We start from the raw sequence: 19,547 nt of genomic DNA on the forward strand, positions 1-19,547 counted from the left end.
CACAAGGTACCGCAGCGGCAACTCAAGTAATTTGCAGCGCCGCAATAGACGCAAACCTTGTGGGAGCGAGCCTGCTCGCGATGACGGAGTGTCAGTCGACTATGATGTTGCCTGTCCCACCGCTTTCGCGAGCAGGCTCGCTCCTACAAGGGATTGTGTGATCTCGAAAATCACTTCGGCGCCAGTTGCCCCACCAGAAACTCGATAAACGCCCGGGTCTTCTGCGGTACCCGCCGCGCCGACGAATACACCGCATTGATGGTGATCGCCGGGGCCTGCCATTCGCACAGCACTGGCACCAGTCGCCCGGCCGCCAGCGCATCCTCGACGATGAAGTCGGGCAGCAGGGCGATGCCCATGCCGGCTTCGGCGGCCTGGGCCAGCAGGTCGCCGTTGTTGGCGTGCAGTGGGCCGGTGACGTTCACCCGCTGGGTTTCCTTGCCATTGCACAGTTGCAGGCTGACACCGCTCTGCAGATACCCGTAGTTCAGGCATTGATGGGCGCGCAGATCTTGCGGAGTCTGCGGAGCGCCCGCGCGCTGGAGATAAGCCGGGGATGCCACCATGATGCGCGGCGCGGGTGCCAGTTGCCGGGCGATCATCGTCGAGTCAGGCATGCTGGCGATACGGATGGTCACGTCAAAGCCGCCCCGCACAGGGTCGACCTGCTGGTCGCTGAGCACCAGTTGCAGCTCGATGTTCGGATTCTGCTCATGAAACAGCGGAATCAATGGCCCCAGCCGCCGAAGACCGAACGACATCGGCGCATTGACCCGCAACACACCGCGTAACTCGCCGATGCCGTCACGGGCGCGTTGCTCGGCCTCGTCCAGTGCCGCCAACACCTCCCGTGCTGCATCGAAATACTCGGCTCCGGCCTCGGTCAGGTGCAGGCTGCGGGTGGTGCGTTGCAGCAATTGCACGCCGATGGCTTCTTCCAGCGCCTGAATCTGTTTGCTGACTTTCGAGCGCGGCACGTCCATGGCCCGGGCGGCTGCGGCGAAGCCGTTCTCGCCGACCGTGACGACGAAGGCGCGCATGCATTCGATGCGATCCATATTGTCCCTATTTTAGAATCAATTATTCTCGATTTTAGGTAATTGTCCCTTTTATCGCCAGCCCCTAAAGTGACATCCAAGCCGACAACAACGCCGCTGAAGGCAAGGTCGACTAACCCCTTACCCATTCGAAGTATCGACATCAAAAGGAACGCGCCATGTCTATTCGTGAACTGCTCAACCCAACCAACTCCGCCCTGATCCTGATCGACCACCAGCCGCAAATGGCTTTCGGCGTGCAGTCCATTGACCGCCAGACTCTGAAGAACAACACCGTGGGCCTGGCCAAGGCGGCGAAGATCTTCAACGTGCCGACCATCTACACCTCGGTCGAAACTGAAAGCTTCAGCGGTTACATCTGGCCCGAATTGCTGGCCGTGCACCCGGATCAAAAACCGATCGAGCGCACTTCGATGAACTCCTGGGAAGACAAGGCATTGGTCGACGCGGTGAAAGCCACCGGTCGCAAGAAGCTGATCATTGCTGCGCTGTGGACCGAGGTCTGCCTGACTTTCCCGGCACTGGAGGCCCTGGCTGAAGGTTACGAGGTGTACATCGTCACCGACGCTTCCGGCGGCACCAGCAAGGAAGCCCACGACATGTCGGTGCAACGGATGATTCAGGCCGGCGCGGTACCGGTGACCTGGCAACAAGTGTTACTCGAATACCAGCGTGACTGGGCGCACAAGGACACTTACGAGGCGGTGATGGAACTGGTGCTGGAGCACAGCGGCGCGTACGGCATGGGCGTGGATTACGCCTACACCATGGTGCACAAGGCACCGCAGCGGCAGGTCAAGTAACCCGCAAATTCTGAAAACGATGTAACCCTTGTGGGAGCGAGCTTGCTCGCGATTGCGGACTGTCAGACGACACATATGTTGACTGACACGCCCTCATCGTCGGAGCGCCGCCCGGAGCAAGCTCGCTCCCACAGGTTATTTAGGTGTTACATCCTGCGCTTTTCAGCTTCGGGAATATGGCTCGCGCCCAGTACCGCCGGCAATATCCCCGCACGCAAATCCGATCCGCTCGGCTGCTGATAAAGACTCAACCCAAACTCCGGCAGCACCGCCAGCAGGTAGTCGAAAATATCCCCCTGGATCCGCTCGTAATCGGCCCACGCCGTGGTGCCAGTAAAGCAGTAGATTTCCAGCGGAATGCCTTGGGCCGTGGTCTGCATCTGGCGCACCATGCAGGTCATGTTCGGCTGGATCCCCGGGTGACTCTTCAGGTAGGCCAGCGCATAGGCGCGGAAAGTGCCGATGTTGGTCATCCGCCGGCGGTTGGCCGACATGGCCGCGACGTTGCCCTGGGCTTCGTTCCAGGCCTTGAGTTCGGCCTGTTTGCGGGTCATGTAGTCGGTCAGCAAGTGCACCTGGGACAGCTTCTGCTCTTCGTCGTCACGCAGGAAGCGTACGCCGCTGGCGTCGATGAACAGGCTGCGTTTGATCCGGCGGCCACCGGAGGCCTGCATGCCGCGCCAGTTCTTGAACGACTCGGACATCAGGCGCCAGGTCGGGATCGAGACGATGGTCTTGTCGAAGTTCTGCACCTTGACCGTGTGCAGCGTGATGTCCACCACATCGCCGTCGGCGCCCACCTGTGGCATTTCGATCCAGTCGCCGACCCGCAGCATGTCGTTGCTGGTCAACTGCACGCTGGCGACGAACGACAGCAGCGTGTCCTTGTAGACCAACAGAATCACCGCCGACATGGCACCCAGGCCCGACAGCAGTAACAGCGGCGAGCGGTCGATCAGCGTGGCGACGATGACGATCGCGCCAAATACGTACAACACCATTTTCGCCAGTTGCACATAGCCCTTGATCGAGCGGGTGCGGGCGTGCTCGGTGCGGGCGTAGATGTCCAGCAGGGCGTTGAGCAGGGCGCTGACCGCCAGCAGCAGAAACAGGAAGGTGAAGGACAGGGCGACGTTGCCGAGGAAATTCAGGCTGGTTTTGCTCAGGTCCGGCACCAGATTGAGACCGAACTGGAGCACCAGCGAAGGTGTGATCTGCGCCAGGCGATGAAACACCTTGTTCTGCAGAAAATCATTGACCCAGTGCAGGGCCGGCTGGCGGCCGAGCATTTTGGCCGCGTGCAGAATGAGGTAACGCGCCACCCGTCCGAGGAACAGCGCAATTGCCAGCAGCAACAACAGCGACAGGCTGGAGTGCACGAGCGGGTGCTGGTCGAGGGCACCCCAAAGGTCCAGGACGTTGGTCCAGAGCTGTTTGATATCCATGGTCAAAACGATTCTTCTGTAAGGCGCGAGAGGGGATTAGAGCATTTAAGACGCTTTGTATTACGTTTCGGGAAAAATCAGGCAACAAAAAACCAACTGTTTACCGCCATTTGTATAAAGAAACTCGGCCTGAGCGCTCGAAACCGTTACCCTATGCAGCTGTTTTTTTGCATTTCTTCGAGGTAGCACCCGTGTTTTCCCAATTCGCCCTGCACGAACGCCTGCTCAAAGCCGTGGCCGAGCTGAAATTTGTCGAGCCAACGCCTGTGCAAGCCGCGGCCATCCCGCTGGCGCTCCAGGGGCGTGACCTGCGGGTGACGGCGCAAACCGGTAGCGGCAAAACCGCTGCATTCGTTTTGCCGATCCTCAACCGTCTGATCGGCCCGGCGAAAATCCGCGTCAGCATCAAGACCCTGATCCTGCTGCCGACCCGCGAACTGGCTCAGCAGACCATCAAGGAAGTCGAGCGCTTCGCGCAGTTCACGTTCATCAAGTCCGGTCTGATCACCGGCGGTGAAGACTTCAAGGTCCAGGCTGCGATGCTGCGCAAGGTGCCGGACATCCTGATCGGTACGCCGGGCCGGATGATCGAGCAACTGAACGCCGGTAACCTCGACTTGAAAGAAGTTGAAGTACTGGTACTCGACGAAGCCGACCGCATGCTCGACATGGGCTTCGCCGAAGACGTTCAGCGCCTGGTGGACGAGTGCACCAACCGTCAGCAGACCATGCTGTTCTCCGCCACCACCGGCGGTTCGGGCCTGCGCGAGATGATCGCCAAGGTCTTGAACAACCCTGAGCACTTGCAGCTCAACGCGGTCAGCCAGCTGAACGACACCACCCGCCAGCAAATCATTACCGCTGACCACAACCAGCACAAAGAACAGATCGTCAACTGGCTGCTGGCCAACGAAACTTACCAGAAGGCTATCGTCTTCACCAATACCCGGGCCATGGCCGACCGTATCTACGGCCGCCTGGTGGCGCAGGAATACAAAGCGTTCGTGCTGCACGGCGAGAAAGACCAGAAGGATCGCAAACTGGCGATCGACCGTCTGAAGCAGGGCGGCGTGAAAATCCTCGTGGCCACTGACGTCGCCGCTCGCGGTCTGGACGTGGACGGCCTGGATCTGGTAATCAACTTCGACATGCCGCGCAGTGGCGACGAGTACGTGCACCGCATCGGTCGTACCGGTCGCGCCGGTAACGATGGCCTGGCCATCTCGCTGATCTGCCACGGCGACTGGAACCTGATGTCGAGCATCGAGCGCTACCTCAAGCAGAGCTTCGAGCGCCGCACCATCAAGGAAGTCAAAGGCACCTACGGCGGACCGAAAAAGGTCAAGGCCTCGGGCAAGGCCGTCGGCGTGAAGAAGAAAAAGACCGACGCCAAGGGCGACAAGAAGAAAACCGCCGCCAAGACCCCGACCAAGCGCAAGAGCGCCAACCGGCCGAAGAGCGATTCGCTGGTCAGCAAGGACGGCATGGCCCCGCTCAAGCGCCGCAAGCCGGAAGCGCCGGCGGCTGAGTAAGTCGTTGTAGAGGGCCTGTGAAAAACCCGGACAGTGTCCGGGTTTTTTATGCCTGGCGTTTATCAGCCTTCGGCTTTCTTCTCGGCGGACTCCAATTCCTTCAAGCGCTGATCGATCAACTGGCATTTATCCGGCAAGTCCTTGGCCGCCGTCCCCAAGTCCATTTTCTGCAATTCGTCATTGATCTCCTTGGCCTTGGCCGGGTTCTGCTCGGTGAGCCTGGCCACTTCCCGGGCCAGTTGTTCGCGCTTGGCAGTGGCTTCATCGAGGGTGCAGGCCCAGGCGGGCAGGGCACAGGCGAGGGCAGCGGCGAGAGTGAGCTTCTTCAGCAGTGGTTTCATGGGGGCGGGCCTCAGCTTCGGTCAAGGCGGGTTAACCGGTTGAGCGCTGGCCGCAGAGGAAAGTTCAGTCTGTAATTGTCAGAACTCCGTCGCGGGCAAGCCCACAGGTTTTGTGAACACCACCGAAACTGTGGGAGCGTGGCTTGCCCGCGAAGGCCGCGCCTCGGTGCCTGGGGCTAACCACCATGACAGCAGCTCGACTTCTCCTGTTCCCCATATTTGTCGTGATGCCGCACCCATTCCATGATCTCCTCCTCGTTGCGGCCCTTGGGCGTCAGGTCGAGGTAGTTGTAGGCGCCGACCAGCAAGTCCAGGCCCCGGGCGTAGGTGGAGTAGGTGTGGAAGATGTCGCCAGCTTCGTTGCGATAAAACACGCTGAGACCGGGGAGTTCTTCCTCGGCGCCGTCGGTTTTTTCGTAGTTGTATGTAGCCTTTCCGGCGGCGACGTCTTCGGCTCGGGCGGTGACGCCAAAGTCGTAGTTGAAATCGCAGCCTTCGGACGATACCCAGTCGAACTTCCAGCCCATGCGCCGTTTGAAGGCCTGGAATTCGGCGAACGGTGCGTGGGAAACCGCCACCACGGCCACGTCATGGTGGGCAAGGTGTTGGTTGGCGCCGTCGATGTGATCGCTCAGGTACGAGCAACCGGGGCAGCCCTCATCCCAGCCCTCGGCGAACATGAAGTGGTAGATGACCAACTGGCTGCGCCCCCCGAACAGGTCCGCCAGTTTCAGTTCGCCGTTGGGCCCCTGGAAGTGGTAGTCCTTGTCGATTTTCACCCAGGGCAGGTCGCGGCGTTCGGCGCTGAGTTTGTCCCTTTCCTTGGTGAAGGCTTTCTCGCGGGCCAGGTGCTGTTTGCGGGCGGCGAGCCATTCTTCCCGCGATACGACGGGATGGTTCTGAATATTCATGTTGTTTTCTCCTGCGTGGGGCGGGGAGGTGACTTACATAGCCTAGTCGTTTGGCTTGCATGGATTTCGACATGCCGCCGGTCGGTCGTCAGCAAATGCCCGGCTGAACGGCGGCCGGGTGTACCGGTCACAACCTGTAAGGCCCGTTCAATTGCACGGGCATCAATCGAACGGGCACCGGAGGTTGAATCAGGATGACGACTTACAACTGGGATTTGATTGAGCGCTTGCTGCATGAAGTGCAAAACAGTGCGGGCCACAGTTTCACGCCGCGGCCTTACGCCGAACAGCATGCCGCGCAGAAGGCCGCGGAAGGCGAGCCGATTGAAAATCTTGATCACTTGAAAACGGTGGCTGGAGAGTACGAAAAGTTACTGCTGGCGCGTGGCTATATCGAGCCGCGACCGGAGGACGAAGGTGGCACGGGCACCAACTACATTTTGACGGCGCGGGGTTCGCGCTTGTTGAGCCTGATCGACAGCAGTATTCCCGGCAATGATCATCCGCGGCAGGTACTGGACGAGCAGGAGGATGCGCTGGATGAGATGACATTCGATGAGGTCGCGTCGAGGGCGCAGATTGCCTGAAATGCCGTTGTACCCTTGTGGGAGCGGGCTTGGTCCGGGCGGCGTTCCGACGAAAGCGGTCTGTCAGTCACATCCATGTTGGATGTGCCGGCGTCTTCGCGAGCAAGCCCGCTCCCACATGTGACTTGTGTTGCAGTCAGCTTTGTTTCGCCGCTTTCAGGCACTTCAAGTCGCTGAAGTCCTTCCTCACACCTTCAATTTTCTTCAGTAATCGTGCGCGTTGGTTCGGTGTGCTGTCAGCCATCAGATCCACGAACAGCGCACGTGCCTGGGCCTCAGTGTTGGCAAAGGCCTGACGATAGGCGGGCGTCCACAAGCTCTCGCGATTGACCAGAAGTGTCTCGATACGTTGTGGGAATTGGGGGCTCTGTCGTTGGGCAACGGCCGCGCTGAATTGCTTCTGCCAATGGACCCGGTTGGCAAGCCACTGGGTGTTCTGCTCGCCCAGGGCGCTAGACCATGTGGCTACCCGCTGTCGCTGGGTGGTGCTCAGCGGCCCGAGCCAGTCGTTCAGGCGCTTCTCCATGCGCGCGCCGCGTTCCTTGATCTGCTGGTCGAGGGAAGGTTTGAGGTATTCCTCCTGGCGTTTGCGCTGGTCCTTGGCAAAAGCGTCGTTCATTTCGGCGACTTGCTTGTCATCCAGCCCTTGCAGCAACTCGATGGCCGACGGGGTGATTTCCCGCGCGGTCTCGGCGATCGCCTGTTCGGCTTCGTGGGCGCGGGCCTGCAAGGCGGCATCGGTGACCTGGTTGGTGGCGATCATGGTTTGCAGGCGGTCCAGCCAGTCGAGGTAGCCGGGCAATTGGGTGGTGCAGTGCCAGCTCAGGTGGTCCTTCAGGCGTTCGTCCAGCCAGCTTTTCTGCTCGCCGTTCATGTCCAGGTAGTCGCTGAGCGTCCACGGGATGATCACATCGAGATTGCGGTAGGCCAGGCCCACGCGGCTGCACGCACCGAGGGCGAGGGTAACGGTCAACACAAAGGCGATATGTTTGAACCAGCGGGACATGGGCGAATCCTTGCGAAAGCCAGCCTTCGGGGTCTGATTCTCATGTGAACCCGGGAGGAACCCGGCAGTTCAGCCGATCAATAGAACGCGTGTTCGGCCTTGAGCGTCACCAGCCCGTCGCATTGGTTGTTGTGCCCGGCATAGGCCGAGCAACCACTGCCGCTCAGGCTGGAGTCACTGTAGATCAGGTCGAGGTCGATGCCCATGAACGGGCGGGACAATTTCAGCGACCAATCGGTAAAACTGCCTACATACCCGCCATCCACCGCCACTGGCGTATTGAATTGGTGAGTGGTGTATTTCAGGCTGACACCGACACCGAACGGTTGATTGCCGCTCAAGTCAGCGAACAGGGTGTTGTTCTGTTTGTCCGGGTCATTGCTGAAGGCAATGCCGAAACGGCTGCCGAGCAAGGTCAGACCGCCGAACAGTTCCTGGCTGTCAGGGGTGGTGACTTCGGGGTAGCTGTAGCGGATCAGGCCCACTTCGTAGCCGAGGGTCTGGTCGAAGGGTTGTTTAAAACCCATGTAGGAATCGATCTCGAGGTCTTTCCCCGGGCTGATGCCCATGCTGGGCGACCATTGGCCCACGTAGAAACCGCTGTCGTGGCTCAGGTCCAGGCCACCGTGGAACGAGCCGACGGCCGAGGGTTTGACCAGGCCTTGGGCCATGCTGCGGGTGGGGGTGGTGCCGAGCTTGAGGTCGAAGGCACCCAGCTCACGCTGAAAGATTTGTGCGTGGGCTACGGAGCAGGCCAGCAGGCTGGCGAGCAATGCCGATAGATAGAAAGGTTTGAACATGCGTCACTCCATGAACAGCGAGGACAGGCTGGCGGGCCCGCTGAAACGCTTGATCCAGACGTGTGCAAGGATACCGGCGAATGATCGGCAATGAAGGCCGTTCGTCGATTTCTACGGGAATTGAGGGAGTGCCAGAGGAGTAACGAGGGTTCCAGTCCAAGCGCTTCGAAGCTCAAAGCGCTTTGGGACCAGGTGACGCGAGGGGATTACTTTTTGCCCAGAGTGATCTGCTTGGACGGGCCGAACGTCTGGCCGCTGACGCCTTTGGCAATTTGCTGGATTTCACCGCCGGACTTGAGGAACGCAGCGATCTGGCTGTTGATCGACTCGCTGGTTTCGACGGCTGGAGCTGGCTTTGCTTTGCTGGTGGATGCTTTTACGCGCATGGCGGCCATTAACCTGTAGAAAATTAACTTGGCCAGGCATCGTACAGGAATTACCTGATAATTGCTTGGCAAATATCCCCTCGGCATATTCGTAAAGGCGGGGTAGTTAGCCACCGGCGAATATTCGAAATATGCACCTAAGCCGCTGTTTTAACTAATAACATTGCCTGGGAAAATACCGTATCACGCTTGCCTGGGCATGGCGTAAATGCCCGGAACGGCCTGACGAGCGGACGGGGTGCGAAGAAAACCCGGGAAAATTAAGGGTTTCAGAGGATTTTCTCGCGCCATCGGGCCGGCTGCCGAACGCGGCGCTTAAAACCGGGTAGAATGCCGCCCACGCAATGAGGGTATTGGACATGGCTTTAGTCGGGCGTTACAACAGTTTGCAAGTGGTTAAACACACTAACTTCGGTTTATATCTGGACGGTGGCGCGGATGGCGAAATCCTTCTGCCTAATCGTTATATTCCAAAAGATATTCCTACCGAAGATGAAGACTGGCTCAACGTTTTTATTTATCTGGACAGCGATGACAAACTCATCGCAACTACTGAAAAGCCGAAAGTTCAAGTCGGTGAGTTCGCCAGTTTGAAAGTTGTTGAAGTCAACAGCATCGGCGTATTCCTGGACTGGGGGTTGCCGAAAGACCTGTTGCTGCCGTTCTCCGAAGAGAAGCGCCAGATGACGGCGGGCGAGTATGTGGTGGTGCACGTCTACCTGGACAAGCACACCCGTCGCATCACCGCCACCGCGCGCCTGGACCGCTACCTGGACAAGACCCCGGCCAACTATACCGCGGGCCAGGAAGTTGACTTGCTGGTGGCCGAAGCCACGGACATGGGCTTCAAGGCCATCATCAACAACAAGCATTGGGGCCTGATCCACAAGAACGAAATCTTCAAGTTCATGCGCGCCGGTAAAGAAGAAAAGGGCTTCATCAAGGAAGTTCGCGCCGACGGCAAGATCAGCCTGAGCCTGCAACCGGTCGGCCAGGAAGCGGCCACCAGTCTGAACTCGAAGATCCTCGCCAAGTTGCGCGAAAACAACGGTAGCCTGGCGGTGAGCGACAAGAGCGATCCGGCGTTGATCAGCAGCCTGTTCGGTGTCAGCAAGGGCAACTTCAAGAAGGCCATCGGTGCGTTGTACAAGAATGGCCAGATTGTCATTCATGCCGATCGCATCGAACTCAGTTGATGCACTGACAATACAGAGGGCCAGGATGGCGCAAGCAGAGAAGTAGAGGTCTCTGGCGGGCGGCATTTTCTGGTTTTCTGGTTAATAATCGACAACATGATTTTTCGCCCCGGTGTTTTCTTTTCAACGAGAAGGCCGGGGTTTTGCTTTTTTACTGCCGAGTCTTTGCCATGGATTGTGTCTTCGAGGTGTTCCGGTGAGCGCCACCCGGCGCAGCGCCGACGGGTTTGCCCTGCAAGTGATGGTCGGGTTGTGCCTGGTCTGGGGCGTTCAGCAGGTGATGATCAAGTGGGCGGCGGCCGATATCGCGCCGGTGATGCAGGCGGCCGGACGTTCCGGTATGTCGGCGTTGCTGGTCGGGTTGCTGATCTGCTGGAAGGGCGGCTGGAACCAGGTGGGTGCGACCTGGCGCGGCGGTCTGCTGGCCGGTGCCCTGTTCGGCCTGGAATTCTTCTTCATTTCCGAAGGCCTGCAACTGACCACGGCGGCGCACATGTCGGTGTTCCTCTATACCGCGCCGATCTTCACCGCATTGGGGGTGCACTGGTTGCTGCCCAGTGAGCGATTGCGGCCGTTGCAATGGCTGGGGATTGTCCTGGCCTTTATCGGGATTGCCATTGCGTTTGCCGGCGGGGTGTCCTGGGACAACCTTGATTACCGCATGTTGATGGGCGATGCCTTGGGCGTGCTGGCGGGTGCCGCGTGGGGCGCGACCACGGTGGTGGTGCGCGCCTCGCGCCTGTCGGAAGCGCCGGTGACCCTGACGCTGTTCTATCAGTTGATTGTCGGTTTCTTCGGCTTGTTGTTGATTGCGCTGCTCAGCGGCCAGATCACCCATGTCAGCCTGACCCATGTGGCGGTGGCCAGTGTGCTGTTTCAGGGCGTGGTCGTGTCGTTCTTCAGTTACCTGATCTGGTTCTGGTTGCTGCGCCGTTACCTGGCAGCGAACCTCGCGGTGTTTTCGTTCATGACGCCGTTGTTCGGCGTCACCTTCGGTGTGGTGCTGCTCGGCGAGGAACTGAGCCTGAACTTCATCATCGGTGCCGTGCTGGTATTGGCGGGCATCACCTTTGTCAGCGCCGAGCAGTGGTTGCGCCGTCGTTTGCGCAAAGCCCTCGGGCAGCACTGACCGGTGCAAGCAACAGGCCGCCGGCGATCAGCAAGCCGCAGCCGGCGACCACCAGTGCCGGCTGCAAACCGCCACTGAAATGACTGCTCAGCGCCGCCAGCAATGGCCCGCTGAGCTGGCCCACGGCAAAGCAGGCTGTCAGCAGGCCGGCATTACGCTGGGTGGCGTGGGGCGCCAGTTCCCGGGAGCGTTGCATCACCAGTTGCATGCAGGCCAGGAACGGCGTGCCGCACAGGATCACACCCAACGCCAGGCCAGGACCGTTGCCCAGCAGGCAAGCGAACACGCCAGCGGCTTGCAGCCATAACGTCGCCATCAGCCAGTGACCCGTGGCGCCGGGTTTTTGCCGCCGCAGACTCACCAGCACCACGCCGGTTGCCGCCGCCAGGCCAAAGCACGGCCAGAACAGGTCGGCCTGCCATTGGCCATGGAATTGCGCGTTGGCCATTTGCGATAAAAAGGTCGCCGGAATGATGTAGCCCAATCCGTACAAGGCATAGATCCAGCCCAGGCGAGCGATGCCTTGATTGCCCGAGGCGCTGGCGCTGGGTGCAGCCGTCGCGGTGACACCCGGTTGTGGCAGGAACGGCAGGATCCCCAGCAGCATCGCCAGCCCTGCGGCGGCGTACACCAGCCACAAGGTGGCGGAAGTCTGGCCCAGCAGATTCGAGCCCAGGGCCAACAAACCGGTCAGAAAAATCCCCAAACCCGGCCCGGCGAAGACCAGCGCGCCGAGCCGAGGACGACCGGCCTCTGCCGCGAGTGGCTGGCTCAGGGCGGTAATCATCACCAGCACCCAGGCGCTGGCCACGCCGGTGCCGAAACGCAGCAGCAGGTGCGACCAGAAACCATTGGCCCAGAACGAAGCCAGGGTCAGCAGCACGCAGAGCCACAATCCGCCGAGCAAGCGCCGGCGTACTTGCGGTGGACGCCGGGAAAACATGGCGTCCACCGCGCCGATGAAATACCCGAGGTAGTTGGCGGCGGCAATCAGCCCGGCGGCGGTCAGGTCGATCTGACCTTCGCTGAGCAGGTGCGGCAATTGCGGTGTCAGGGCAAACCGGCCGATGCCCATGGCCATCATCAGGGCAACGAAACTGGCAGATAAGCGGATCAGGGGAGACATGGTCTGGATTCCGTCTGGAGGATCAATGACCGTCAGGCTAGGACTGATTGACTTTCTTTAAAAATGAATAATAGTGAGTAACTTGTTCTTTTTTGGAGAATGTCGTGGAGTTCAGCCAATTGCGCATCTTCCAGGCGGTGGCGGAGGAGGGGTCCATAACCCGGGCCGCCGAACGGCTGCATCGAGTGCCCTCGAACCTGTCGACCCGGCTCAAACAGCTGGAAGAGCAACTGGGCGTCGAACTGTTCCTGCGCGAACGTCAGCGCTTGCAGTTGTCGCCTGCGGGAAAAGTCCTGCTGGACTACACCGCCAGGCTGTTTGCTTTGCGCGACGAAGCCAGCGCGGCAGTGCAGGGCGGGCAACCGGCGGGCGACTTCGTGCTCGGCACCATGTACAGCACGGCGGCGATTCACCTTCCGGGGCTTTTGGCGCACTACCACCGGTTGTATCCGGCGGTGAACCTGCAAGTGCAATCCGGCCCCAGTGGTGAACTGCTCGAAGGCCTGCTCACCGGCCGACTCGATGCGGCGCTGGTGGATGGCCCCCTGGAACTGGCCGGGCTCGACGGGGTGCCCTTGTGCGACGAGCGCCTGGTGCTGATCAGCGAGGCCGACCATCCACCCGTGCGCAGCGCGCTGGATGTGCAAGGTCGCTCGGTGTTCACCTTTCGCCAGGGCTGCTCCTACCGCATGCGACTGGAAGCCTGGTTCGCCCATGACCACGCGGCCATGGGCCGGGCGATGGAGATCGAGTCCTATCCGGGGATGCTGGCATGTGTGATTGCCGGTTCAGGTGTGGCGCTGATGTCGGAGTCGATGCTCGCCAGTCTGCCGGGTCGTGAGAGTGTGGCCGTGCATCCGTTGGCCGAGCCGTTCGCCAGTGCTACCACCTGGCTGATGTGGCGCAAGGGCATGGTCGGGGCCAACCTGAATGCCTGGATCGAGCAGCAACAGGTGGTTTTTCCACCGGCACGGGTGCGGGCACGGGAAATTGCCTGAACACAGGCTGATTGTGATGGATTCAGTAACAGATCATTGTGACTTTGCGCGAGCATTGCGTAGGACTTCGGACTATTATCTGTACGAAGGGGCTACAGAACTTTGGCCGCTCGGCACTACCCTGAAGGGGGCACCATGAAAGAGAAAATCCAAAACTGGCTGCATGACCTGGGCGTGGCTCTCGGTTTGATCGAACCGCCTCTGCAACCCGTGCCTGTTCGTACAGACGACGAACAGCGTCGGCGCCAGCAGCGACGCCGGTAAAGGCAGATATCATCTGACAGGTGAAAGGTTTCCCGTGGCGAGGGAGCAAGCTCCCTTGCCGCTTCGTGTACGTTTGATCACCAGCCTTAGTACCGCCCGATCTCCAGCAAGAACCGGCTCAAATCATTCACTGTCCTGGCGGTCTTGAGCATCCGGTCTTCCTCCGCGGTAAACGCCGTGACACCCAGTTCATCTTCCAGATGGAAGATCAACTCTTCGATATCTTTTTTATCCAATCCCAACTGCGCCAGGCTGGCGTTGTCGTCGAAGTCATCCCGACCTTCCAGCAGGCGGCTGATGTAGCGATGTACGACAGCACGAAGGGCGGCTTCTTTCATGATCGTTCTTCGAGGAGGTGGGGGTAGTTCTCTCTGCCGGTGCAGATCCTGCCGTTGAGTACAGCAGGCTTTAGCCGTGTGAGCGCTGCCACTCGTCAATCATGCTGCGCAAATGTTCCCCAGAAAAACTGCCGAAATGCCCGCCATGCACCGTGCGGATCGACAGCTCACGCAAGCGTTGCAGGCTGCGGGCGTAGTCATCGAGGTTGGAGTGGTAGACGTCTTCGATCAGCGGGCCGTCGTAGATGATGTCGCCGCTGAACAAGGTCTCGGTGGCGGCTTCGTACAGGCAGATACCGCCCGGCGAGTGTCCCGGTGTGTGCACGACCTGCAACACCCGATTGCCCAGGTCCAGCACATCTCCATCTTCGACAAACCCCGTGGCCGGTGCGGCCTTGACCCGGTATTCGGCGTAGCACAGCGGGCAATCGGGGTGCGCCTCGAACATGTCGTCGCCGACGAAAGCTTTGCTCAGGTCATTGTTGCCATCGGGCGCGGCGAGAATGTCCGCCTCGGCCGGGTGCACCAGCCGTTCAGCGAATTCGTGATGACCGGCGATGTGATCGAAATGGCAGTGGCTGGCCACGGCCACCAGTGGCCGTTCGGTGATCCACGGCAGTTGTTCGCGCAGGCTGACCAGGCCCGAGCCGCTGTCCAGCAGCAGGTCTTTGTCACGGCCCTGGATGTGCCAGAGATTACAGCGGTAGAAGGGGCGGATGTACGGCTCGTGAATCAGGCGGATGCCGTCTCTGAGTGGATTCACCTCGAACCACTGGTTGCGAGAAACAATCTTCATGAAATGTTTTCTCCAGACGAAAAAAAACGAGTGTGGCAACCGACGCCACACTCGTCGAAGAAAGCATCAAGTCGTTATGTTCAGCTTAGGCCGCGCTGGCCACAGTCACCGGGCGACGGGACAGCAGGCTGACTGCAACAAAGCTCACCAGACCCACACCGAGGCTGTAGTAGATCGGGGTGTTGGCATCCAGGCCGTCCTTGAACATGAACAGCAGTGCGGTGGCGAAGCCCATGCCCATGCTGGCGATAGCGCCGGCGGTGGTGGCGCGTTTCCAGAAGATGGCGCCCATCAGCGGGATCAGCATGCCGCCCACCAACAGGTTGTAGGCCAGGGTCAGGGCGCTGATCACGTCGTTCACGATCAGGGCGATGCCCAGTACCACGATGCCGGTCAACAGGGTGAACAGGCGGTTGATCGCCAGGCTCGACTGTTTACCGCCACGCAGTTTTGGCAGCAGGTCTTCGGTCAGGGTGGTGGCCGCGGCCAGCAGGCCGGCGCTGGCGGTGGACATCATGGCGGCCAGTGCGGCAGCGATCACCAGGCCACGGATACCGTCCGGCAGCGACAGTTTCACAATCGCGGCGAAGGCGTTGTTGACGTTGTCCAGATCCGGGATCAGTACGTGGGCAGCCATGCCGATCAGGGCGCAGGCCAGGCCGTAGAGGATGCAGTAGATACCGGCAGCGGTACCGGCAACCTGAGCCACTTTGGCGGTCTTGACGGTGAACACCCGTTGCCAGATGTCCTGACCGATCAGGATGCCGAAGAAGTAGATCATGAAGTAGGTGATGATGGTGTCCCAGCCGATGGTGGTGAAGCTGAAGCTCGCCGCCGGCAGTTTCAACACCAACTCGTCCCAACCGCCGACGCGGTACAGGCAGATCGGCAACAGGATGAACATCAGGCCGACAGTCTTGATCACGAACTGGACGATGTCGGTCAGGGTCAGGGACCACATGCCGCCGATGGCCGAGTAGATCACCACGACGCCGCCGCCGAGCAGGACCGAGATCCAGAACGGCAGGCCGAACAGCACTTGCAGCACGGTGCCGATTGCCAGGATCGAGGTCACGCCGATCATCAGCGCGTAGGCCAGCATGATCACCGCGCTCGCGGAGCGGGCCATCGGGTTGTAGCGTTTTTCCAGGACCTGGGTAACGGTGTAGATCTTCAGTTTCAGCAGCGGTTTGGCGAGGAACAGGTTCAGCGCCACGATCCCGCAACCCAGGGCCGCGCACAGCCAGAAACCGGAGATGCCATGCACGTAGCCCAGACGCACGGTGCCCACGGTGGACGCGCCGCCCAGGACGGTGGCAGCCATGGTGCCCATGTACAGGCTTGGGCCGAGATTACGACCGGCGACCAAAAAGTCTTCGTTGGTCTTGGCCTTGCGCATGCCGTAGTAGCCGAGTATCAGCATCGCGGCGGCGTAGATGAGTACGACGAATAAATCCAAAGCCATTGTTGCGTGTCTCCGATTGTCTTTTTTATGTGAGGCTGAAAATCAATCCCTGTGGGAGCGGGCTTGCTCGCGAAAGCGGTCTGTCAGTCACATCAATGTTGGATGTGCTGCCGTCTTCGCGGGCAAGCCCGCTCCCACAGGGTAATGTGTTGGATCAGGCGGCTTGACGCATCGCCGGTTTAGCGTGCGAATCCGTGCTCTTGCTGCGAGGGTCGTTCGGACCGAACACTGCACTCGATTCCGGGAACAGGCTCAGCAGCGCCAGGTACACCAGCGAGGCCAGGCCCAGGGTCACCGGCAGGCTGATGTCGATACCACCGGCCATTTCGCCCAGCGGCCCGACAAACTGACCCGGCAGGTTGACGAAGCACAGGCCGACGGCCGCGCTCGGGATCCAGGCACCCAGGCCACGCCAGTTCCAGCCGTGGGTGAACCAGTAGCGGCCACCTTTCTCGCCGCGGGTGAACACTTGCAGGTCATCCGGGCAGTAGAAGCCGCGACGCACCAGCAGGCCGATGATCATGATCACCATCCACGGGGTGGTGCAGGTGATGATCAGCACCGCGAAGGTCGACACGCTCTGCACCAGGTTGGCCGCGAAGCGCCCGATGAAGATGAAGGCAATCGACATCACACCGATCAGCAGCGTGGCCTTGACCCGCGACAGCACCCGAGGGAACACGCTGGACATGTCCAGGCCGGTGCCGTAGAGCGAGGTGGTGCCGGTGGACATGCCGCCGATGACCGCGATCAGGCACACCGGCAGGAAGAACCAGCTCGGCGATACCGCCAGCAGGCCGCCGACATAGTTGTTGGCCGCGATGTAGTCCGGTGCCTTGACCGCTACGATGGTGGCGGTGACGAGGCCGAACAGGAACGGAATCAGCGTGGCGAGTTGCGCGGCGATCACTGACGCCATGATCCGGCCTTTGGGCGTATCACGCGGGATGTAGCGCGACCAGTCACCGAGGAACGCACCGAAGGAGATCGGGTTGCTCATGGCGACCAATGCTGCCCCGATGAACGCCGCCCAGAAACCGGCCTGGCCCATGGCGACGGTGCCGGCGTACTGGCTGTCGAATGCAGGGGCGAAAGCGAAAACCCCCAGCAGGAACAGCAGACTGGCCGCCCACACCGCAATGCGGTTGACCCACAGCATGAAGCGGAAGCCATAGATGCACACGGTCAATACCAGCAGCGCGAACAGACCGTAGGCCAGGCCCAGGGTCAGATCGGTTTCCGGTAGATCGATCAGGCGTTTGGCACCGCCCACCAGCGCATCGCCCGAACTCCAGACGGAGAGCGAGAAGAACGCGATAGCAGTCAACAGCGACAGGAACGAACCGACGATTCGCCCGTGCACGCCGAAGTGCGCACCGGAAGAAACGGCGTTGTTGGTGCCGTTGATGGGGCCGAACAGGCCCATCGGCGCCAGGATCAGCGCACCGAGCACCACGCCCAGCACAATCGCCCAGACGCCAGCCTGAAAGGACAGGCCGAACAGCACCGGGAAACTGCCGAGCACGGCGGTGGCAAAGGTGTTGGCGCCGCCGAAGATCAGGCGAAACAGATCGCTGGGCTTGGCGTCACGCTCATGGTCCGGGATCTGTTCGACCCCGTTTGTTTCGATGCTGCTAAGGCTTTTTTCGTTGTTTTTGTTATTCATGATCAGCTCCGATCATAAAGGCGCGCTCATCGTGTGTGAGCGTCACCTGTGTTGGCTAAGGGGATGGCAGCCCTTCCGGCATCGCGGACAAATGTTCGTGGCAGGCCAGCCATAGGCCTTGTTGTTCTTGGCCAGACGCTTGTTTCTTGAAAACAATCGTCTCGCGCTCCTGGCTAAAGTGCTGCTCCCCTTGCATGCGCAACTCGGTGGCTACGTCATGGATGAAAATCGCCACGTCACCCTGCAGGCTGACGAAAGCGTTGCTTGAGGTGCACGAGAGCACCTCGAAGCCATCCTCGGCGCGCCAGCCGTCCCACATCGCCTGATAGGCGTCGCGCGACAGCAGGGGCTGTTCGAGGGTGTAGAAGACGAAGCTGGCGTCGGCGCTGAATGCGCCGAAGTAGGCTTCGCGATCGTTACGGGCAAAAGCGGACACCAGATCGGCGGCGGCTTTCAAAACCTGATCACGTTCGTTCATGACCGGTCCTCAGCGATGGACTACGCCAGGCAGTACGCAGAGCATTTCGTACAGCAGGTTGGCGGCCAGCAGCGAGGTGTTGCCGGTGGTGTCGTAAGCGGGCGAGACTTCTACCAGATCGCAACCGACCAGGTCGAGGCCTTGGCAGCCACGAACGATCTCGATCGCCTGAATGGTCGTCAGGCCACCGATTTCCGGGGTGCCGGTACCCGGTGCCCAGGCCGGGTCGATGCCGTCGATGTCGAAGCTCAGGTACACCGGGCCACCGCCGACTTTCTCGCGGACTTCAGCCATCAAGGGCTCCAGCGATTTGTGCCAGCACTCTTCGGCCTGAACCACACGGAAGCCCTGGTTGCGGCTCCAGTTGAAGTCGTCAGCGGTGTAGCCCTGGGCGCGCAGGCCGATCTGCACGACGCGGTCCGGGTCCAGCAGGCCTTCTTCAACGGCGCGGCGGAAGGTGGTGCCGTGGGCGATCTTCTCGCCGAACATGTGATCGTTCACATCGGCGTGAGCGTCGATGTGCACCAGGCCGACCTTGCCGTGCTTTTTATGGATGGCACGCAGGATCGGCAGGGTGATGGTGTGGTCGCCGCCCAGGGTCAGGGGGATCACGTTGTGTTCGAGGATGTCGTCGTAGGCTTCTTCGATGATGCGTACGGCGTCCAGCAGGTTGAAGGTGTTGATCGCCACGTCGCCGATGTCGGCAACCGACAGCGAGTCGAACGGTGCGGCACCGGTGGCCATGTTGTAAGGACGGATCATCACCGATTCGGTGCGGATATCACGAGGCCCGAAGCGGGTGCCGGGGCGCAGAGAGGTACCGATGTCCAGGGGCACGCCTACGAAGGCAGCGTCCAGGCCGGCAGCGGTATTCAAATGGGGGAGTCGCATCATGGTGGCGATGCCGCCGAAGCGCGGCATTTCGTTGCCGCCCAGTGGTTGGTGAAGAATCTTGTCCACGGGTAGGGCCTCATCGTCGTTGTTTTATTTATTTAGGTAAGCCGTTCACGGGAGTACGGGCGAACCTTGTGGCGCCGATTCTGCGAAATGTAGTGGCCGGGAAGAATCGCTACGGGCAAATACTTAGTTCAGATTTTTCTAAACTAATGGCGAGGGCGGGGATAGACTTGTTGCCTCATCCTTCAATGTGATGAGTTGTACAGTACCTGTGGGAGCGAGCTTGCTCGCGATAGCGGTGGGTCAGTCAACATCAATATTGACT

General features: G+C 60.2%; 21 protein-coding genes. 7 read left to right on the forward strand and 14 right to left on the reverse strand.

All coding sequences use genetic code 11. The annotated features are described in order from the left end of the window. Nucleotides 1-170: 170 nt before the first annotated feature. Nucleotides 171-1,058 (reverse strand): LysR family transcriptional regulator, encoded by an 888-nt coding sequence (locus KGB28_RS13855; protein WP_223445885.1) that lies wholly within the window; start codon nt 1,056-1,058, stop codon nt 171-173. 158 nt (nt 1,059-1,216) lie between these two features. On the opposite strand from KGB28_RS13855, the gene KGB28_RS13860 reads away from it, so the two are divergent. After that, nucleotides 1,217-1,861 carry a hydrolase gene (locus KGB28_RS13860; RefSeq protein WP_008018228.1) on the forward strand — a complete coding sequence of 215 codons (645 nt, stop codon included), beginning with the start codon at nt 1,217-1,219 and terminating at the stop codon, nt 1,859-1,861. Between the two features lie 146 nt (nt 1,862-2,007). Here the strand turns inward: KGB28_RS13860 and KGB28_RS13865 are convergent, their stop codons facing one another. Beyond that, nucleotides 2,008-3,306 (reverse strand): mechanosensitive ion channel family protein, encoded by a 1,299-nt coding sequence (locus KGB28_RS13865; RefSeq protein WP_223445887.1) that lies wholly within the window; start codon nt 3,304-3,306, stop codon nt 2,008-2,010. 191 nt (nt 3,307-3,497) lie between these two features. Between KGB28_RS13865 and KGB28_RS13870 the strand changes: the two genes are divergently transcribed. Then, nucleotides 3,498-4,838, forward strand: a complete 1,341-nt coding sequence (locus KGB28_RS13870) for a DEAD/DEAH box helicase (protein WP_223445889.1) — start codon at nt 3,498-3,500, stop codon at nt 4,836-4,838. A gap of 62 nt (nt 4,839-4,900) precedes the next feature. On the opposite strand, the gene KGB28_RS13875 is transcribed toward KGB28_RS13870, so the two are convergent. Next, on the reverse strand, nt 4,901-5,179 hold the full coding sequence (locus KGB28_RS13875) for a hypothetical protein (RefSeq protein WP_223445891.1): 279 nt from the start codon (nt 5,177-5,179) through the stop codon (nt 4,901-4,903). Between the two features lie 176 nt (nt 5,180-5,355). Beyond that, the gene (locus KGB28_RS13880; protein ID WP_223445893.1) at nt 5,356-6,090 is read right to left on the reverse strand and encodes a DUF899 domain-containing protein; all 735 of its coding nucleotides are present in this window, start codon (nt 6,088-6,090) and stop codon (nt 5,356-5,358) included. A 194-nt stretch (nt 6,091-6,284) separates the two neighbouring features. Between KGB28_RS13880 and KGB28_RS13885 the strand changes: the two genes are divergently transcribed. Next, nucleotides 6,285-6,677: a transcriptional regulator gene (locus KGB28_RS13885; RefSeq protein WP_223445895.1), complete on the forward strand. Its 393-nt coding sequence runs from the start codon at nt 6,285-6,287 to the stop codon at nt 6,675-6,677. A gap of 136 nt (nt 6,678-6,813) precedes the next feature. Here the strand turns inward: KGB28_RS13885 and KGB28_RS13890 are convergent, their stop codons facing one another. The 3 genes from KGB28_RS13890 to KGB28_RS13900 all read right to left on the reverse strand — a co-directional run bounded on the left by KGB28_RS13890 (nt 6,814) and on the right by KGB28_RS13900 (nt 8,878). Next, nucleotides 6,814-7,683: a DUF6279 family lipoprotein gene (locus KGB28_RS13890; protein ID WP_223445897.1), complete on the reverse strand. Its 870-nt coding sequence runs from the start codon at nt 7,681-7,683 to the stop codon at nt 6,814-6,816. 77 nt (nt 7,684-7,760) lie between these two features. Beyond that, entirely contained in the window at nt 7,761-8,483 is a 723-nt protein-coding gene (locus KGB28_RS13895; protein ID WP_223445898.1) for a TorF family putative porin, read from the reverse strand. A 206-nt stretch (nt 8,484-8,689) separates the two neighbouring features. After that, nucleotides 8,690-8,878, reverse strand: coding sequence for a hypothetical protein (locus KGB28_RS13900; protein WP_015096330.1), 189 nt, complete (start codon nt 8,876-8,878; stop codon nt 8,690-8,692). Between the two features lie 350 nt (nt 8,879-9,228). Between KGB28_RS13900 and KGB28_RS13905 the strand changes: the two genes are divergently transcribed. Together KGB28_RS13905 and KGB28_RS13910 are read left to right on the forward strand one after the other, a co-directional pair. Beyond that, nucleotides 9,229-10,065, forward strand: a complete 837-nt coding sequence (locus KGB28_RS13905) for a S1 RNA-binding domain-containing protein (protein ID WP_056721413.1) — start codon at nt 9,229-9,231, stop codon at nt 10,063-10,065. Between the two features lie 196 nt (nt 10,066-10,261). Continuing rightward, nucleotides 10,262-11,194: a DMT family transporter gene (locus KGB28_RS13910; protein ID WP_223445900.1), complete on the forward strand. Its 933-nt coding sequence runs from the start codon at nt 10,262-10,264 to the stop codon at nt 11,192-11,194. On the opposite strand, the gene KGB28_RS13915 is transcribed toward KGB28_RS13910, so the two are convergent. Then, entirely contained in the window at nt 11,139-12,320 is a 1,182-nt protein-coding gene (locus KGB28_RS13915) for an MFS transporter (protein WP_223445902.1), read from the reverse strand. The two genes, KGB28_RS13910 and KGB28_RS13915, sit on opposite strands and share 56 nt — an antisense overlap. Nucleotides 12,321-12,424: 104 nt before the next feature. Between KGB28_RS13915 and ptrR the strand changes: the two genes are divergently transcribed. Next, nucleotides 12,425-13,318, forward strand: a complete 894-nt coding sequence (ptrR, locus tag KGB28_RS13920) for a putrescine utilization regulator PtrR (RefSeq protein ID WP_223445903.1) — start codon at nt 12,425-12,427, stop codon at nt 13,316-13,318. A gap of 135 nt (nt 13,319-13,453) precedes the next feature. Next, the gene (locus tag KGB28_RS31510; protein WP_007972508.1) at nt 13,454-13,582 is read left to right on the forward strand and encodes a PA1414 family protein; all 129 of its coding nucleotides are present in this window, start codon (nt 13,454-13,456) and stop codon (nt 13,580-13,582) included. An 86-nt stretch (nt 13,583-13,668) separates the two neighbouring features. Here KGB28_RS31510 and KGB28_RS13925 read toward each other — a convergent pair whose 3' ends face one another. The 6 genes from KGB28_RS13925 to speB form a co-directional block, all read right to left on the reverse strand. Further along, on the reverse strand, nt 13,669-13,920 hold the full coding sequence (locus tag KGB28_RS13925; protein ID WP_150813377.1) for a phosphopantetheine-binding protein: 252 nt from the start codon (nt 13,918-13,920) through the stop codon (nt 13,669-13,671). A 70-nt stretch (nt 13,921-13,990) separates the two neighbouring features. Beyond that, a complete protein-coding gene (locus tag KGB28_RS13930; RefSeq protein ID WP_223445905.1) occupies nt 13,991-14,716 on the reverse strand; it encodes an MBL fold metallo-hydrolase in 726 nt (241 codons plus the stop codon). A gap of 85 nt (nt 14,717-14,801) precedes the next feature. Next, nucleotides 14,802-16,181 carry a sodium:solute symporter gene (locus KGB28_RS13935; protein ID WP_223445907.1) on the reverse strand — a complete coding sequence of 460 codons (1,380 nt, stop codon included), beginning with the start codon at nt 16,179-16,181 and terminating at the stop codon, nt 14,802-14,804. 154 nt (nt 16,182-16,335) lie between these two features. After that, nucleotides 16,336-17,847 (reverse strand): purine-cytosine permease family protein, encoded by a 1,512-nt coding sequence (locus KGB28_RS13940; protein WP_223445910.1) that lies wholly within the window; start codon nt 17,845-17,847, stop codon nt 16,336-16,338. 55 nt (nt 17,848-17,902) lie between these two features. Next, nucleotides 17,903-18,325, reverse strand: coding sequence for a YybH family protein (locus tag KGB28_RS13945; protein ID WP_150755714.1), 423 nt, complete (start codon nt 18,323-18,325; stop codon nt 17,903-17,905). A gap of 9 nt (nt 18,326-18,334) precedes the next feature. Beyond that, the gene (gene speB, locus KGB28_RS13950; RefSeq protein ID WP_008018246.1) at nt 18,335-19,285 is read right to left on the reverse strand and encodes an agmatinase; all 951 of its coding nucleotides are present in this window, start codon (nt 19,283-19,285) and stop codon (nt 18,335-18,337) included. Nucleotides 19,286-19,547 lie beyond the last annotated feature (262 nt).

The sequence above is a fragment of the Pseudomonas sp. BF-R-19 genome (assembly GCF_019956445.1).
In the GTDB taxonomy this organism is placed as follows: domain Bacteria; phylum Pseudomonadota; class Gammaproteobacteria; order Pseudomonadales; family Pseudomonadaceae; genus Aquipseudomonas; species Aquipseudomonas fluorescens_BH.